The sequence below is a fragment of the Thioalkalivibrio sp. ALE21 genome (assembly GCF_003208255.1).
Taxonomy (GTDB): domain Bacteria; phylum Pseudomonadota; class Gammaproteobacteria; order Ectothiorhodospirales; family Ectothiorhodospiraceae; genus Thioalkalivibrio; species Thioalkalivibrio halophilus.
The window spans coordinates 165,727-180,215 of sequence record NZ_QKMA01000002.1 but is presented as its reverse complement, the minus strand read 5'-3'; the positions used below and the strand labels follow the sequence as shown (position 1 = coordinate 180,215).

Here is a 14,489-nt window from a genome sequence, read left to right as displayed (position 1 = left end):
GAAAAGCTGGTGGGGACGGCCGGACTCGAACCGGCACGGCCTTGTGGCCGGCAGATTTTAAGTCTGCTGCGTCTACCTGTTTCGCCACGCCCCCGCAGACACGGCGGATGATACCGCGTCAATCGGCGGAGGACATTCCCTCCTCGCCGGCGTCGAATTCCGCCAGCGGCAGCGGGACGTGCATCGACGCCGCCATGGCCCGCAGCAGTTCCACTTCGGCGGTCCGTACCTGCCCCCCGTGCGTCACGGTCGTCAGCATGGCCCGCACCAGGCGTTCCTTGTCCGCCATGCGCAGCGCATCGAGGGTATCCAGCACCTGGTCGAGGACTCCCGCCCATGCCCGGCTCCCCTCGGATTCGGTCCAGGCTTCGGGGAAATCCACCGCCGTCGGCGCCTGTCCCTCGATGCGCTCGATCCCCGCCGTCAGTGCGGCGCGTCCGGCGTCCGGGTCCCCGGGGTGGCCATGACGCGCGAGCACGGCCAGCAGGAACCGGGCCTCTTCGTGGTGCCGATCGAGTCGCCCATGTCCACCGGCACCGTCGTCACCAGGCTTTCCGGCATCCATCAGATGCCGGTTGAGCAGACGCCCCAGGGCATATTCAAATGCCGAAACCCGGCCATCCGCATGGATCAGGCTTTCCACCAGCTCCTGCAACTGCTCGCGTTCCTCGCGCGGGTGGCGGCGCAACACGGGGAAGGCCATCTCCAGCAGCGGAATCCGCAGGTCGTCACGCAGTTGCGGCACCATGTCGAGCAGCTGTCCGACCCTGCGCTCGCTGTCCCCGCCCCGTTTCTCCGCGACCATCAGGCGTTGTTGCTCACGCACATCGGGGTCGGCATTCATCAGGAGATACAGCACCACTTCCGCTGCCCAGCCATCGCTGTGGGCGGCCTGTTCCAGCGGCCCCGGCATCGAGGCCATCAGGAGCCCGGCACCGAGTATCTGCGCCAGTCCCGGATCGGCAATGCCGTCCACCAGCCGGTCGGCATCCAGGGGCAGCCCCCCGGGGCCCCGCCGGTCTTCCTTTTCCTCCTGCTCGGCGGCCGCCTCGGCCGCGGCCTGCCCCGACTCGGCTTCTTCACGCATGCGCCGGGCGACCTGCTCGAACTCGGACGGATCGAACCCCGGCTCGATCGCCCGAATCCGTTCCTCCAGTGGGGGGTGCGTCGCGAACATGCGCCCGAGGCCTCCACTGGCGAACAGCATGTGCCCCACCTCTTCGGAGTCCGCATCGAGGCGGGCATGACGTGCGCCGATCTTCTTCAGGGCCCCGGCGATGCCATCGGGCTGACGGGTAAACTGCACGGCCGAGGCGTCCGCCAGATACTCGCGCTGGCGCGAAACCGAAGCCCGGATCCAGCGGCCGAAGAACAGGCCGATGTAGCCCACCACCAGCAGTGCCAGGCCCGCGGCCATCAGACCGGCGGCGTTGCGGCTGTCACGCGAGAAACGCATGGCGATCAGCACCCGCTGCCCCACCAGGGCAAGCACCAGGATCCCGTACAGGATTCCGATCAGACGAATGTTCAGGCGCATGTCGCCATTGAGGATATGCCCGAATTCGTGGGCGACGACGCCCTGCAGCTCGTTGCGGTTGAGGGTTTCCAGGGTCCCCCGGGTCACCGCGATGGCTGCGTCGCCCGGCGCATGCCCCGCAGCAAAGGCATTGATGCCGCTTTCCTCCTCCAGCACGTAGATCTCCGGTACCGGCACCCCGGAGGCGATCGCAATTTCCTCGACCACGTTGACCAGGCGTCGGCGCAGCGGGTCCCGGGTGTCCGGCTCGACCCGCGTGCCGCCCAGCTCCCGGGCGACCTGGCCACCCCCGCCTCGCAGTGACGACGCCCGGTAAAGGCTCGCGCCACCGATCAGGACGATCGTGAACAGGGTCACCCAGAACAGGAGATCGAGATTGTTCCGGACCAGTTCGTCCAGCTGCAGGGGCTCGCCCGGCTGTGCCGATGGATCGTGGCCCAGAAACAGCAGGGCGATCGCGTTCATCGCCACCACGATGGCCAGGACGGCCAGGGAAAACAGGACCAGCAGGACCCGGGTGCGGCGATGCGCCCGGTCCTGGTGTTCGAAAAAGTTCATGGTCGGGCTCGCTTACTGGAAGTTGACCTCGACCGCCTCCCGGCGCTGCGGATCCTCGATTTCCAGCAGCTCGGCGCGACGGAAACCGAAATTGTTCGCGATCAGGCTGTTGGGGAACATTTCGCGCAGGATGTTGTAACTCATCACCGCGTCGTTGAATGCCTGCCGCGCGTAGGCGATGCGGTTCTCGGTGCTGCTCAGCTCCTCGGAGAGCTGCATCATGTTTTCGTTCGCCTTGAGGTCAGGATAGGCCTCGGACAGCGCGAACAGACGCCCGAGCGCGCCGGACAGCCCCTGTTCGGACTGCGACAGCTCACGCATGGCCTCGGGGTTGGAAGGATCGGCCGCCGCCTTCTGCAAGCTGCTCTGAGCCTGGTTCCGGGCCTGGATGACCGCCTCCAGCGTATCTTTCTCATGCGCCATGTAGCGATCCGCGACCTTCACCAGATTGGGGATCAGGTCATACCGGCGGTTGAGCTGAACATCGATCTGCGCGAACGCGTTCTGATAGCGATTGCGCGACGTCACCAGGCGGTTGTACGTCCAGACCCCCCAGATCACCAGAAGGATCACGATCCCGAGCAGGACCCATTCCATGTCTCTTCTCCCATGCTTGCAACGAGGTCTTGGCAGTGTACGCCTTCCACCGGCGGCTCGCGAGCGCGACGCGCGGGCGCGGGATGTTTATCCTTGGGACATATGTCCATCCAATCCCGGCCACTGCTCCCATGAATGTTTCATCCCTGCTGGGCATGATCGGCGGGCTGGCGCTGTTCATCAGCATCATCGCCTTCACCAGCCAGGACCTGCTGGTATTCCTCAACCTCCCCGGTCTGGGCATCGTGGTGGGCGGGACCCTCGCTGCCACCCTGCTCAGCTACCCCCTGCATGAGCTGGTGCGGGTGTTCCGTCTCGCGGCCACGGTCATCCGCGACGAGCGCTACGACGTCACCCAGGACATGGAGGAGATCGTCGAAGTCTCGCGGCTGTGGTTCGCCCAGAACCTGCCCCGAGTCCAGGAGCGCCTGGAGAGCCTGCGCAACCCGTTCCTCAAGACCGGGGTCCAGCTGGTCATCGACGACACGCCCATGGAGGACGTTTCGGATCTGCTGCACTGGCGTCTCGCGCGTCTGCGGGCCCGCGAACTCGCCGAGGCCCAGGTGTACCGCACCATGGCCACCTATGCGCCCGCCTTCGGCATGCTGGGGACGCTGCTCGGCCTGATCAACCTGCTGCTGACCACCGAGACGGACGATTTCGCGGTAATCGCCGTGAACCTGGGCATTGCCCTGATCACCACCTTCTACGGCATCCTGCTGGCCAACCTTGTGTTCCGCCCCATTGCCATCAAGCTGGAACGCCGTACCGAGGAACGCGTGGTCGTGATGACCATGGTGCTGGAAGGCATCATGCTGATGCGCAAGGGGCGTACCCCGGGCTACATCCGCGAGACCCTGCGTTCGTTCGCCGAGAACCACCACGATGAAATCCGTCAGGTTCCGCCGACCGAGGAAGACGAACCAGGAGCGGGCGGGCGCTGAACCATGGCCACGAACGGCGAACCGGAACCGGCCGCATCCGCTCGGGACCAGGCTCGGTCCCGCGACGGGGATCATGTCCTCGCGCGCGATGCGCTGGCGCCGGAAACCGGGCGCAGCCCCGACAGCCTGCGCGAGGACGAACACGCCTGGATCCTGACCTACCTCGACGTCCTGACCCTGGTGATCGTGGTCTTCGTGATCATGCTGACCTTCGCCGAACCGCGGGACGAAAGCATCCGTGCCGCCGATGACGACCCGGTGGAGCTGGTCTATCGCGACCTCTCCAATCTGGTCGATCCGCGGCTGTTCCGGCTGTCACCCGAGGCCCCGGAAGTGCCCCCCGGGCCGGTCGAAGATCCGCCGCTGGCCGCCGATCCGCCCTCGCCCGTGGCGACCCCGGCCGACGACCCGCCGCCGGAGGCCGATCCCGAGGCAGTCCGCGACATGCGCGACCGCGCGCCGGAGGGCGTCGAGGTCATCGAACAGCCCGGCAGCATCGAGCTGCGGATCCAGGACGACATACTGTTCGCCACCGCGCAGGCCGATCTGGCCGCCGACGGGCAGGCGTTGCTGGACGACCTCCTTCCGCTGCTGGAAGAACACGAGGGTCGCGTGACCATCGAGGGCCATACGGACAACGTGCCCATCGCGACCCCGCGCTTCCCGTCGAACTGGGAACTCTCCTCGACGCGCGCCAGCGGTGTAGTGCGCTATCTCGTCGACCGCGGCATCGACCCCGGCATCCTGCAGGCGGTCGGCCACGCGGACACCCGACCGGTGGCCGACAACGACACCCCCGAAGGGCGTGCGGAGAACCGCCGCGTATCCATCGTGCTCGAAACCCCCGCCGACTCCTGAGACCCGGATCAGGCGACCTCGCCGGCGGCGTGACCGGAGGCCCAGGCCCACTGGAAATTGTGGCCCCCGAGATGCCCGGTGACATCCACCACCTCGCCGATGAAATAAAGCCCCGGGTATCCCTTTGCCTCGCAGGTGCGCGACGACAGCGCGCGGGTGTCCACGCCCCCGGCCATGACCTCCGCACGGGCATAGCCCTCGGTCCCCGACGGCGTGAACACCCAGGGCTGGAGACGACCGGCCAGCGCGGCCAGGTCGGCGTCGGAGAAACGCTCCAGCGGCCGCTCCGCCACCTCCGGATCCAGCCAGTGCCGGGCGACCCGCCGGGTGAGCCATTCGCCCAGCACCCGACGCAGCTGGCGCTTCGGCGTCTCTTCGCGCGCTGCGCGCAGCCCCTGTTCCAGGGACTCGCCGGGGAAGAAATCCACCGTCACCGATTGCCCCGGCTGCCAGTACGAGGAAACCTGCAGGATCGCCGGACCGCTCACGCCCCGGTGGGTGAACAGCACATTCTCGCGAAAGCCCGCATCGCCCGCCTCGGCCACCGCGTCCAGCGCAATGCCGGACAGCGCCTCGACCGCCGCGCGTGCGTCACCGTCCAGGGTCAGCGGAACCAGCGCGGGCCGCGTCGGCTCCAGCGGGATATCCAGACGTTGCGCCAGGTCCAGGCCGAAGCCCGTGGCGCCCATCCGCGGGATCGGATAGCCGCCGGTCGCGATCACCAGGGACTCGGCCTCGATGACCGCGGACGGCGTGCGCAGGCGCCACGGCGCCTGATCGGATACAACCTCCACGGGCGTGGACGTCCGCAGGGTCACCCCGGCCGCGGCGCATTCGTCCAGCAGCATGCGCACGATGTCCTTCGACGAATGGTCGCAGAACAGCTGACCGAGCTTCTTCTCGTGATACGGGATCCCGTGCGCCGCCACCAGGGCCACGAAATCCCAGGGCGTGTAACGGGCCAGGGCCGATTTCACGAAATGCGGATTCGCGGACAGGAAGTTGTCCGGCCCGCATTCCATGTTGGTGAAGTTGCAGCGGCCGCCCCCGGACATCAGGATCTTCTTGCCGGCCCGGTCCGCGTGATCCAGAAGGACCACGCGGCGCCCGCGCGCTCCCGCCACCGCCGCGCACATCATGCCCGCGGCCCCGGCCCCGATCACCGCCACATCGAAGATTTCCGTCGATTCGTTCATGGGCGGGGATTCTACCCGAGCAGGCCGCGCGGGCGGATCCATGCCGCCGGACAGGCACCAACTTGCCGGCATGGAACCCGTTCCCTGTACTATACTCGTATCCGGAAAGGCCTCGGGGGGCTTGCAAGCTGATTTCGTGCGTCTCTCCCGCACCTTTCCGGGCATACCCCCTGCGTGGCCCTGCCGACAGCGAACCTGAACAGGAGCGACCCATGATCAACGGGATCGGACCCAATCCGGCCGCCATGGCCAGCCAGACCGCCGCCATGAACGCCAACCAGAATCCGGCCCAGAATCGTGCCGAGGGGGCTCAGCAGCCCGGATCGGCCCAGGCCCCGCAGGCCAGCTCCGGAGCACAACCGGCCCAGCCGGGTCAGGCCACGTCCGTCGGCGCCAGCCAGGGCGCCACCGCCCCGTCGCCCCAGGCGGCCGACACCCCCTCGGCCGCGCGCGGCATCGAGCAGGCCAGCGGCACCCAGGAAGCAAACGCCACGGGCGGGGCCACGGCCGCCGGTGCCATCAACGGGCCCGAGGGCGGTAACGCCGTCAGCGCCACCGACGAGGCGAGCAGCGTCGACGGGGCCGGCAACAACGGTGACGACCGATCCGTCCAGCTGGCCGCCCGCGAAGAGGAGCAGGTGGCCGAAGACAATCTGGCCGCTACCCTGATGCCCGACGGCACCATGGACAACCGTGGCATCAACACCGCGGGCTCCACCCTCGACATTCAGGTCTGACACCGCGGCTGCCCGCCGACCGGCCCGGCGGGCAGCGCACGGTCTCGACCGACCGGACCTGCCGCGACCCCCACCTGCACCATTCCGGCGGACGGCCACCCTTACACGCGGAAGCGCTGGGTCATCTCCTGCAGTTCGCGCGCCAGGCGCATCAGTTCCGCTGCCGAATCACTGGCCTGGCTCGCCCCCTCGGCGTTCTGCTCGGCCTCTTCGGTCACCGTCGCCACATTGCGGTTGATGGTCTCCGCGACCTGGCTCTGCTCCTCGGCCGCGCTGGCGATCTGGTCAATCATCTCGGTGATCGACTGCACCGCCTCGCGGATATCATCCAGCGCCGAACCCGCCTCGCCGGCCTGATCCACGGTCGCGCGCGCCCGCTCCTCGCCGGCCTGCATCACCTCCACCGCGTTGCGCGTGCCCCCCTGCAGGGTCTCGACCGTGCGCCGGATCTCCTCGGTGGATTCATGCGTACGCGACGCGAGGGCCCGCACTTCGTCGGCCACCACCGCGAAGCCACGTCCCGCCTCTCCGGCACGTGCGGCCTCGATCGCGGCGTTCAGCGCCAGCAGATTGGTCTGTTCGGCAATCTCCTGGATCACCTGCAGGACCTTGCCGATGCTCTCCGAGTCCTGCTCGACCCGCTGGATTGCCTCCGCGGCACGATGCACTTCCGAGGCCAGCTGCTCGATCCCGGTTACGGTCCGCTGCACCACCTCCTGGCCACTGCGCGAAGATTCCAGAGAGCGGTGTGCCGCCTCGGTCGCCGATTGCGAGTTACGGGCCACATCCTGGGCCGTGGCGGTCATCTCGTTCATCGAGGTCGCCACCTGCTCGATCTCCCGACGCTGACGATCCCCGCCTTCGCGCGTGCGATCGGACACGTTCGAGACCTCTTCCGCGGCCGAAGTCAGCTGCCCGCTGGAACCGACCACCGCACCGATCAGGGAGCGGAACTGTTCCATCACGTCGTTGAACGCCCGGGCCGCACGCCCGACCTCGTCATCGCCGTGCACGTCCAGCCGCCGGGTCAGATCGCCCCCGCCCCCGGCGATGTCACGCAGCCCTTCCGTCATCTCGGCGAGGGGGCGCGTAACGAAACGGCGGATGAACAGAAAGATCGCACCCAGCAGCGGCAGGCTGACCAGGATCGCGAAGCCGAACAGCTGGATCCCGAAATTCGTCGCTCCCTCGTGCACCTCGGTCATGTCGAGACGCATGGACGTGGCCCCGAGAACCTCGCCTTCCTCCGCGACCCCGTGACAGGTCATGCAGTTGCGCCCCAGGTAGTCGCGCTCATTGCGGATCGGCATGACCACGCGGAGCTCGTCCGTCTCGCGGTCCACGCTGACGAACGATTCGCCACCGGCGAGGACCTCGCGCTCGATTTCATCACGGGGGGCGCTTTCTTCCGTCCCCTCACCCCACTGTTCGATCACGCCGTCGCCGCGCACGGCACGGAGATCCCGCACATTGCCCATTTCCTGGATCTGTTCCATGAACTCGTGACGCTGGTCCATGGTGCCGGTGATCATCAGGGTCGTCAGTCCGGCCCAGGTCATCTCGTGCAGGCTGCCGGCAAAATGCCCGGCCTGCTCCTGTGCGGTGTCACGCTGCTCCAGCACCGCCCATCCGATCATGCCGGACCAGACGAAGACCAGGATCAGCCAGATGACGCCGAGCAGCCTCAGCCAGATGGGAAGATCGTACAGGCGACGCAGCATGCGGTTACCCCGAGGTCATGGATTGCGGGCGCCCGGACTCACCGGCGCCTCCATCCGGGTTTTCGGCCGTTCGGCCCCAACCTTGAATGGCCGAAGGGACCTGCGAAGACCCGGCAGGCACCCCGCAAACGAAAAGGCCCGCCGGCATAAAGCCGGCGGGCCTGCAATCGAAGATGGAGGCTGGGCCCGGAATCGAACCGAGGTACGCGGATTTGCAGTCCGCTGCATCACCACTCTGCCACCCAGCCGGGGCAAGGCTTGTTCGACGGTCATGGATGCCGCCGAAACAGAAAGCCCCGGCGGTGCCGGGGCTTCGGGAAATCGTTTGGAGCGGGAAACGAGATTCGAACTCGCGACCCCAACCTTGGCAAGGTTGTGCTCTACCAGCTGAGCTATTCCCGCCCGTCGACAGATGCGTATTCTACAGACAGCGCCGGCGTCGTCAACACCGGATACAAAAAATTCGTTCAGGCGTCCCGGGCCGCGGCCAGCATGTACTGCACCATGGACACCAGCGTCAGCACCGCCGCCAGGTACAGCAGCCATTCCCCGATCAGGAACAGCGACAACCCCGCCACCGGCTCGGCCCACAGCAGCAGGAAGATGGCCACCATCTGGGCACTGGTCTTGAACTTGCCGATCCAGGACACGGCCACCTTCGCGCTCGTTCCGACCTCGGCCATCCATTCACGCAGCGCCGAGATCGCGATCTCGCGGCCGATGATCACGATCGCGGCCAGCGCCAGCCCCAGGCCGGGGTTGTGGTCCACCACCAGCACCAGCGCGGCGGCGACGATCAGCTTGTCCGCCACCGGGTCGAGAAAGGCACCGAAGCGGCTGGTCACCGACCAGCGCCGGGCCAGATAACCGTCCAGCCAGTCGGTCACCGCGGCCAGCGCAAAGATGATGGCCGCCACGATCCCCGCCACCGGCATCGGCAACGCATAGAAGGCCCCGATCATCAGCGGGATCATCACGATGCGCGACCAGGTCAGCCAGGTGGGGAGTCGTGGAAACATGTCGGATCAGGCCTCGTGGAACCGGTCGTAGATCGCCTGCGCCAGGCGACGATTGATGCCGGGCACCTTGGCCAGCTCGTCGACCCCCGCGCGGGAGACCCCGCGCAGCCCGCCAAAGTGCTTGAGCAATGCAGTGCGACGCTTGGGCCCCAGCCCGCGGACCGACTCCAGGGTGGACTCCTTGCGCGCCTTCGCCCGCCGCGCCCGATGACCGCTGATCGCGAAACGATGGGCCTCGTCACGGATCTGCTGAATCAGGTGCAGTGCACTCGAATGGGGCGGCAGTATAGAAGGCGCCTCCACCCCGCTCAACACCAGGGTTTCCATGCCGGGCCGGCGCTCTTCGCCCTTGGCCACCCCGACCACCCGGATGTGATCCAGCCCCAGATCGGCCAGCACGTTCAGCGCCTGGGTCACCTGTCCCTTGCCGCCGTCGATGAACAGGATGTCCGGTTCCCGGCCCTCGCCCTTTTTCAGCCGCGCGAAGCGACGACTCAGCGCCTGGTGCATCGCGGCATAATCATCACCCGGCTCGATCCCTTCGATGTTGAAGCGCCGGTAATCGGATTTGATCGGCCCCTCCGGCCCGAACACCACGCAGGACGCCACGGTGCCCTCGCCGCGGGTGTGCGAGATGTCGAAACATTCCATGCGCTGCGGCGGTGCCTCAAGTTCCAGCTCCGCGGTGAGCGCATCCAGGCGTGCGGTCTGCCCGGCCTGACTGGCCAGCCGGGTCTTCAGGGCCTGCTCGGCGTTGCGCTGCGCCATGTCGACCCAGCGGGCGCGTTCGCCTCGTAGCGACCAAGCCAGCCGCACGCGTGCCCCGCGGCGTTCGCCCAGCAGGGTCTCCAGGGCCTCGGCCCCTTCCGGCGCGTGCGACAGCAGCACCTGCGGCGGTGGCTCACGTTCGGCGTAGTACTGGGCGAGGACCGCAGCCATGATCTCGTCGTGGCCCGCCGCCTCGGGGACGTCCGGGAACAGTTCACTGTTGCCCAGATTCTGGCCATTGCGAACGAAGAACACCTCCACCGCAAAACTCCCGCCCGACTGCGCCAGGGCGATCACATCGGCATTGCCCTCGCCGCCGGCTACAAACTGCTGCTGCGAGATCTCGCGCAGCCGGCCGATCTGATCGCGCAGGCGCGCCGCCTTCTCGAACTCGAGTGCGGCCGAGGCGGACTCCATGCGTTCCATCAGATCACCGATCACCGCCTCGCTGTCACCCTCCAGGAAACGCACGCTGGCCTCGACGTCGCGGGCGTACTCCTCCGGTGAAATATAGTCCACGCAGGGGGCGGTACAGCGACCGATCTGGTACTGCAGGCACGGCCGACTGCGATGCGCGAACACGCTGTCCTCGCACTGGCGCACCTGAAACAGCTTCTGCAGCAGTGCAAGGCTTTCGCGCACCGCCCCGGCCGACGGATAGGGCCCGAAATAGCGGACCCCCTTTTTCTTCGCCCCGCGATGAAACCCCAGACGCGGATATTCGTGTCCGGAAACAAAGATATAGGGGTAGCTCTTGTCATCGCGCAGCAGCACGTTGTAGCGCGGCCGGTGCTGCTTGATGAGATTGGCCTCCAGCAGCAGCGCTTCGGATTCGGTGTGCGTGACCGCGATGCGGATGTCCGCGATCTGCCGCACCATCGAACGGATGCGCGGACCGCGGTCATCCCCGCCGCGGAAATAACTGGTGACGCGGCTGCGGAGGTTGCGGGCCTTGCCCACATAGAGCACCTTCCCGTCCACGTCCAGCATCTGGTACACGCCGGGCGAACGGGTCAGGTTCTCGAGGAAGGGTTCGGGGTCGAATCCGGTCTCTGGCGCGCTCATGGCGCTGTCAGGATACCTGTTCACGGATGCGGGCGAACAGCGTCCGGAACATCGCCGGGGTCAGGCGCCCGGTCTGGGTGTTGTAGCGCGAGCAGTGATAGGAGTCCACCAGCACGGTGTCGTCATCCAGCCGGTGCTCCGCGGCGTGGGCAAACGGGTGCCGGGCGAGTGCCAGCCCGCGCGTGCGCAGCACCGCGTCGTGGGCGACCTTGCCCAGCGCCAGGATCACGCGCGGACGGACCCCGGCGATCTCCGCCGCCAGGTAGCCGTTGCATTCGCGGATCTCGGCGGTGGTCGGACGGTTCTGCGGCGGCAGACACTTCACCGCATTGGTGATACGGCAGTCGTGCAGCGCCAGACCGTCATCCGCCCGTTCGCTCTCGGGCGCGCTGGCGAATCCGTATTCGTGCAGGGTGGCGTACAGCAGGATGCCGGCATAATCGCCGGTGAACGGCCGCCCCGTCGCGTTGGCCCCGTGCATTCCGGGGGCGAGACCAACGATCAGCAGCCGTGCATCGACCGGTCCGAACGACGGCACCGGAGCCGCATGGTAGCGGGGGTGCTCCGCACGTACCTCGTCGAGGAACTGCGCGAGGCGGGAACAGCGCCGACAGTCGGGGGCAAACCCTCCGGACGGTTCCGGAGGCGGCGCCCCCTCCGCCGGGTTACTCACCCCGCTCCCACTCGCTGTAGGGGTGGCGCGCCAGTTCGGTGTTGTAATAGCGCGGATCGTGCGAGACCTCGTCGCCGAGCCATTCCGGACGCGGAAATTCGGCGTCCGCATCGTCGAGTTCCAGCTCGGCGACGATCAGCCCCGCATTCGCCCCGTGGAATTCGTCCACCTCGAACACCCAGCCGTGGTGATCGACCCAGTGGCGGGTCTTCTCCACCTGCGCTCCGGCAAGGGTATCCAGCATTGTGTGTGCTTCGGCTTCCGGAACCGGGTACTGGTATTCGTCGCGCTCCACACCCAGGGTCGCGCTCTTGATGTTGAGGTTGGCGGCCCCCGACTCCACCCGCACCCGGATGGAGGCCCGCTCGTTGCCGCACAGGTAGCCCTGGCGCATGTAACAGGACCGGTGCGCCTGCTCGCGCCAGCCGTCCCCTGCCAGCAGGAACTTGCGTTCGATTTCGCGTCCCATGTCGGTGTTTCCCCTACATGCGGATCAGGGCCGAGCCCCAGGTGAAGCCGCCGCCGAAGGCCTCGGTCAGGATCAGGTCCCCGCGCTTGATGCGTCCGTCGCGTACCGCCGTGTCCAGCGCCAGCGGCACCGAGGCCGCCGAGGTGTTTCCGTGTCGATCCACGGTGACCACCACGTCATCCATGGACATGTTCAGCTTCTTCGCGGTGGCCTGGATGATGCGAATATTGGCCTGATGCGGGACCAGCCAGTCCAGTTCCGACTTGTCGATCCCGTTGTGCTCCAGGGTTTCGTCGACGATCTGGTCCAAGGTATTGACCGCCACGCGGAACACCGCCCGGCCTTCCATGCGGATGAAGTCCAGATCGGGGTTGTCACCGGGCTGCGAGATGCCCCCCGGGACTTCCAGCAGGGACCGGTGCTGGCCGTCGGCATGCAGGTGGGTGGAGATGATGCCGGGATCAGTGGACCGCGAGAGCACCACCGCGCCGGCACCATCGCCCCACAGGATGCAGTTCGAGCGGTCGGTGTAATCGGTGATGCGCGACAGCGTCTCGGCCCCCACCACCAGCACGTGCCGTGGCCCGCCGTTGCGCATGAAACGGTCGGCGGTCGCCAGGGCGTACACGAAGCCGCTGCACACCGCCTGGATATCGAACGCCGGGCAGCCACCGATGCCCAGCTTGGCCTGCAGGATACAGGCGGTGCTGGGGAAGATCTGGTCGGGCGTCGTGGTCGCCACCAGGATCAGGTCCAGGTCGGAGGCCTTCAGGCCGGCTGCATCCAGAGCACGCTGCGACGCCTGCAGCGCCAGATCCGAGGTCAGCTCCTCTTCCGCGGCGATGTGCCGCTCGCGGATCCCCGTGCGCTCGCGGATCCAGGCGTCGGAGGTCTCGACCATGGATTCCAGTTCCTCGTTGGTGAGGATGCGCTCGGGGAGGTAGCTCCCGGTTCCGGCAATACGGGCGTGGTTCACTCCGGCGTCTCCTGCCGCAGCAGCCGCTCCAGCTGCTTGTCGATGCGGGTCGCGATATTGGCCTCGGCCTCGATCCGCGCGATGCGGATGGCATTGGCGAAGGCCAGCGAATCCGCGCTCCCATGACTCTTGATCACGATGCCCTGCAGCCCCAGCAGCGAGGCGCCGTTATAGCGCCGGTGATCGAACCGCTGGCGCAGTCGGCGCAGCACCGGCAGGGCCATCAACCCGGCCAGACGCGAGTACAGCGAGCTGCGGAACTCGGCCTTCATGTTGCTGGTGATCATCTTCGCCACGCCTTCGCTGGTCTTCAGCGCGACGTTGCCGACGAAGCCGTCGCACACCACCACGTCGACGTCACCGCAGTAGACATCGTTGCCCTCGACAAAACCGACGTAGTTCAGTGAGGACTCCTCGAGCATGCGCCCAGCTTCGCGCACGCGGTCGTTGCCCTTGATCGCCTCCGAGCCGATGTTCAGCAGACCGACCCGCGGGCTGTCCAGGCCGTCCACGGCCTTCGCCAGCACCGAGCCCATCACCGCGAACTGATACAGGTGCTCGGCCTCGACATCGACGTTGGCGCCCAGATCCAGCATGTGGGTATGGGTGTTCATCGACGGCAGGGCGGTGGCGATTGCCGGCCGGTCGATCCCGGGCAGGGTCTTGAGCACGTAACGCGCGGTGGCCATCAGTCCACCGGTGTTGCCGGCGCTCACGCAGGCCTGGGCCTCGCCCTTGCGCACCTGGTCGATGGCAACCCGCATGGAGGAGTCCCGCTTGGTACGCAGGGCGACCGCGGGCAGTTCCTCCATGCCCACTACCTGGGACGCATGGACGATCTCCACCCGCTCACGCTCCGCAGCGTTCCAGTCCTCCAGCTCCGGCTCGATCACCGCCTGATCGCCGACCAGCTGCAGCCGGAAGTCACCCTTGCCCTTCAGAGCCTGACGCGCCGCCGGAAGCACCACGGGCACGCCGTAATCGCCGCCCATCACGTCAAGGGCGATGGTGTAGCTGCTGCTCATGCCGAGTACCGTTGTGGCTGCCGGAACCGGGGCTCCCCGGAAACAACGGGGCCACGAGGCCCGTTACCCCATGGCCCCCGCATGTCCTGCAATTCAGTCTTCGTCGTCGTCGACTTCGACCGGCTGCTGCACGACCTGACGGCCGCGGTAGAAACCATCCGGCGTCACGTGATGCCGGCGATGGATCTCGCCCGTGGTCGGATCGGTGGACAGGGTCGCGCCCTTGAGCCCGTCGTGGGAACGGCGCATGTCGCGCTTGGAACGGGTCTTGCGGCGTTGCTGAACGGCCATGATGAATCTCCAGATTGAAGCCAGTTGGTACGGATAGCCCGTAAAACGGGCGGCA

Annotated in this window: 14 protein-coding genes and 3 tRNA genes; 3 read left to right on the top strand and 14 right to left on the bottom strand. The window is 67.1% G+C overall.

Annotated elements, in window-relative coordinates; all coding sequences use genetic code 11:
- Positions 1-7: 7 nt before the first annotated feature.
- The 3 genes from D893_RS02530 to D893_RS02520 all read right to left on the bottom strand — a co-directional run bounded on the left by D893_RS02530 (position 8) and on the right by D893_RS02520 (position 2,692).
- A tRNA-Leu gene (locus D893_RS02530) sits at positions 8-94 on the bottom strand.
- A gap of 24 nt (positions 95-118) precedes the next feature.
- Complete coding sequence (locus D893_RS02525) at positions 119-2,095, bottom strand: M48 family metallopeptidase (RefSeq protein ID WP_110619072.1); 1,977 nt, start codon at positions 2,093-2,095, stop codon at positions 119-121.
- A gap of 12 nt (positions 2,096-2,107) precedes the next feature.
- Positions 2,108-2,692 carry a LemA family protein gene (locus D893_RS02520; RefSeq protein WP_018946043.1) on the bottom strand — a complete coding sequence of 195 codons (585 nt, stop codon included), beginning with the start codon at positions 2,690-2,692 and terminating at the stop codon, positions 2,108-2,110.
- A 131-nt stretch (positions 2,693-2,823) separates the two neighbouring features.
- Between D893_RS02520 and D893_RS02515 the strand changes: the two genes are divergently transcribed.
- The gene (locus D893_RS02515) at positions 2,824-3,636 is read left to right on the top strand and encodes a MotA/TolQ/ExbB proton channel family protein (protein WP_024328824.1); all 813 of its coding nucleotides are present in this window, start codon (positions 2,824-2,826) and stop codon (positions 3,634-3,636) included.
- A gap of 3 nt (positions 3,637-3,639) precedes the next feature.
- Positions 3,640-4,494 carry an OmpA family protein gene (locus D893_RS02510; protein WP_018946045.1) on the top strand — a complete coding sequence of 285 codons (855 nt, stop codon included), beginning with the start codon at positions 3,640-3,642 and terminating at the stop codon, positions 4,492-4,494.
- Between the two features lie 8 nt (positions 4,495-4,502).
- Here D893_RS02510 and D893_RS02505 read toward each other — a convergent pair whose 3' ends face one another.
- Complete coding sequence (locus tag D893_RS02505; RefSeq protein WP_077243776.1) at positions 4,503-5,690, bottom strand: NAD(P)/FAD-dependent oxidoreductase; 1,188 nt, start codon at positions 5,688-5,690, stop codon at positions 4,503-4,505.
- Positions 5,691-5,902: 212 nt separating this feature from the next.
- Between D893_RS02505 and D893_RS02500 the strand changes: the two genes are divergently transcribed.
- Positions 5,903-6,427, top strand: coding sequence for a hypothetical protein (locus tag D893_RS02500; protein ID WP_024328827.1), 525 nt, complete (start codon positions 5,903-5,905; stop codon positions 6,425-6,427).
- Between the two features lie 101 nt (positions 6,428-6,528).
- Here the strand turns inward: D893_RS02500 and D893_RS02495 are convergent, their stop codons facing one another.
- From D893_RS02495 to rpmF, 10 genes are all read right to left on the bottom strand, one after another.
- The gene (locus D893_RS02495) at positions 6,529-8,148 is read right to left on the bottom strand and encodes a methyl-accepting chemotaxis protein (protein WP_018946048.1); all 1,620 of its coding nucleotides are present in this window, start codon (positions 8,146-8,148) and stop codon (positions 6,529-6,531) included.
- A gap of 174 nt (positions 8,149-8,322) precedes the next feature.
- A tRNA-Cys gene (locus tag D893_RS02490) sits at positions 8,323-8,396 on the bottom strand.
- A 78-nt stretch (positions 8,397-8,474) separates the two neighbouring features.
- Positions 8,475-8,550: transfer RNA gene (locus D893_RS02485), tRNA-Gly, on the bottom strand.
- Between the two features lie 65 nt (positions 8,551-8,615).
- Positions 8,616-9,167 carry a CDP-diacylglycerol--glycerol-3-phosphate 3-phosphatidyltransferase gene (pgsA, locus tag D893_RS02480; RefSeq protein WP_018946049.1) on the bottom strand — a complete coding sequence of 184 codons (552 nt, stop codon included), beginning with the start codon at positions 9,165-9,167 and terminating at the stop codon, positions 8,616-8,618.
- A gap of 6 nt (positions 9,168-9,173) precedes the next feature.
- Entirely contained in the window at positions 9,174-11,000 is a 1,827-nt protein-coding gene (uvrC, locus tag D893_RS02475; protein ID WP_110619071.1) for an excinuclease ABC subunit UvrC, read from the bottom strand.
- Between the two features lie 7 nt (positions 11,001-11,007).
- Positions 11,008-11,673, bottom strand: a complete 666-nt coding sequence (locus tag D893_RS02470) for a uracil-DNA glycosylase (RefSeq protein WP_110619070.1) — start codon at positions 11,671-11,673, stop codon at positions 11,008-11,010.
- The gene (locus D893_RS02465; protein ID WP_018946052.1) at positions 11,666-12,142 is read right to left on the bottom strand and encodes a CYTH domain-containing protein; all 477 of its coding nucleotides are present in this window, start codon (positions 12,140-12,142) and stop codon (positions 11,666-11,668) included. The genes D893_RS02470 and D893_RS02465 overlap by 8 nt, the downstream gene beginning before the upstream one ends.
- A gap of 13 nt (positions 12,143-12,155) precedes the next feature.
- A complete protein-coding gene (locus D893_RS02460; RefSeq protein WP_018869360.1) occupies positions 12,156-13,118 on the bottom strand; it encodes a beta-ketoacyl-ACP synthase III in 963 nt (320 codons plus the stop codon).
- Entirely contained in the window at positions 13,115-14,143 is a 1,029-nt protein-coding gene (gene plsX, locus D893_RS02455) for a phosphate acyltransferase PlsX (RefSeq protein WP_018946053.1), read from the bottom strand. The genes D893_RS02460 and plsX overlap by 4 nt, the downstream gene beginning before the upstream one ends.
- A 93-nt stretch (positions 14,144-14,236) precedes the next feature.
- Positions 14,237-14,434, bottom strand: a complete 198-nt coding sequence (rpmF, locus tag D893_RS02450) for a 50S ribosomal protein L32 (RefSeq protein ID WP_018869358.1) — start codon at positions 14,432-14,434, stop codon at positions 14,237-14,239.
- Positions 14,435-14,489: the final 55 nt, after the last annotated feature.

Bases quoted from the DNA above. Each gene is read 5' to 3' on its own strand.
- D893_RS02525 (WP_110619072.1), bottom strand. From the start codon at position 2,095: ATGAACTTTTTCGAACACCAGGACCGGGCGCATCGCCGCACCCGGGTC.
- D893_RS02520 (WP_018946043.1), bottom strand. From the start codon at position 2,692: ATGGAATGGGTCCTGCTCGGGATCGTGATCCTTCTGGTGATCTGGGGG.
- D893_RS02515 (WP_024328824.1), top strand. From the start codon at position 2,824: ATGAATGTTTCATCCCTGCTGGGCATGATCGGCGGGCTGGCGCTGTTC.
- D893_RS02510 (WP_018946045.1), top strand. From the start codon at position 3,640: ATGGCCACGAACGGCGAACCGGAACCGGCCGCATCCGCTCGGGACCAG.
- D893_RS02505 (WP_077243776.1), bottom strand. From the start codon at position 5,690: ATGAACGAATCGACGGAAATCTTCGATGTGGCGGTGATCGGGGCCGGG.
- D893_RS02500 (WP_024328827.1), top strand. From the start codon at position 5,903: ATGATCAACGGGATCGGACCCAATCCGGCCGCCATGGCCAGCCAGACC.
- D893_RS02495 (WP_018946048.1), bottom strand. From the start codon at position 8,148: ATGCTGCGTCGCCTGTACGATCTTCCCATCTGGCTGAGGCTGCTCGGC.
- pgsA (WP_018946049.1), bottom strand. From the start codon at position 9,167: ATGTTTCCACGACTCCCCACCTGGCTGACCTGGTCGCGCATCGTGATG.
- uvrC (WP_110619071.1), bottom strand. From the start codon at position 11,000: ATGAGCGCGCCAGAGACCGGATTCGACCCCGAACCCTTCCTCGAGAAC.
- D893_RS02465 (WP_018946052.1), bottom strand. From the start codon at position 12,142: ATGGGACGCGAAATCGAACGCAAGTTCCTGCTGGCAGGGGACGGCTGG.
- plsX (WP_018946053.1), bottom strand. From the start codon at position 14,143: ATGAGCAGCAGCTACACCATCGCCCTTGACGTGATGGGCGGCGATTAC.
- rpmF (WP_018869358.1), bottom strand. From the start codon at position 14,434: ATGGCCGTTCAGCAACGCCGCAAGACCCGTTCCAAGCGCGACATGCGC.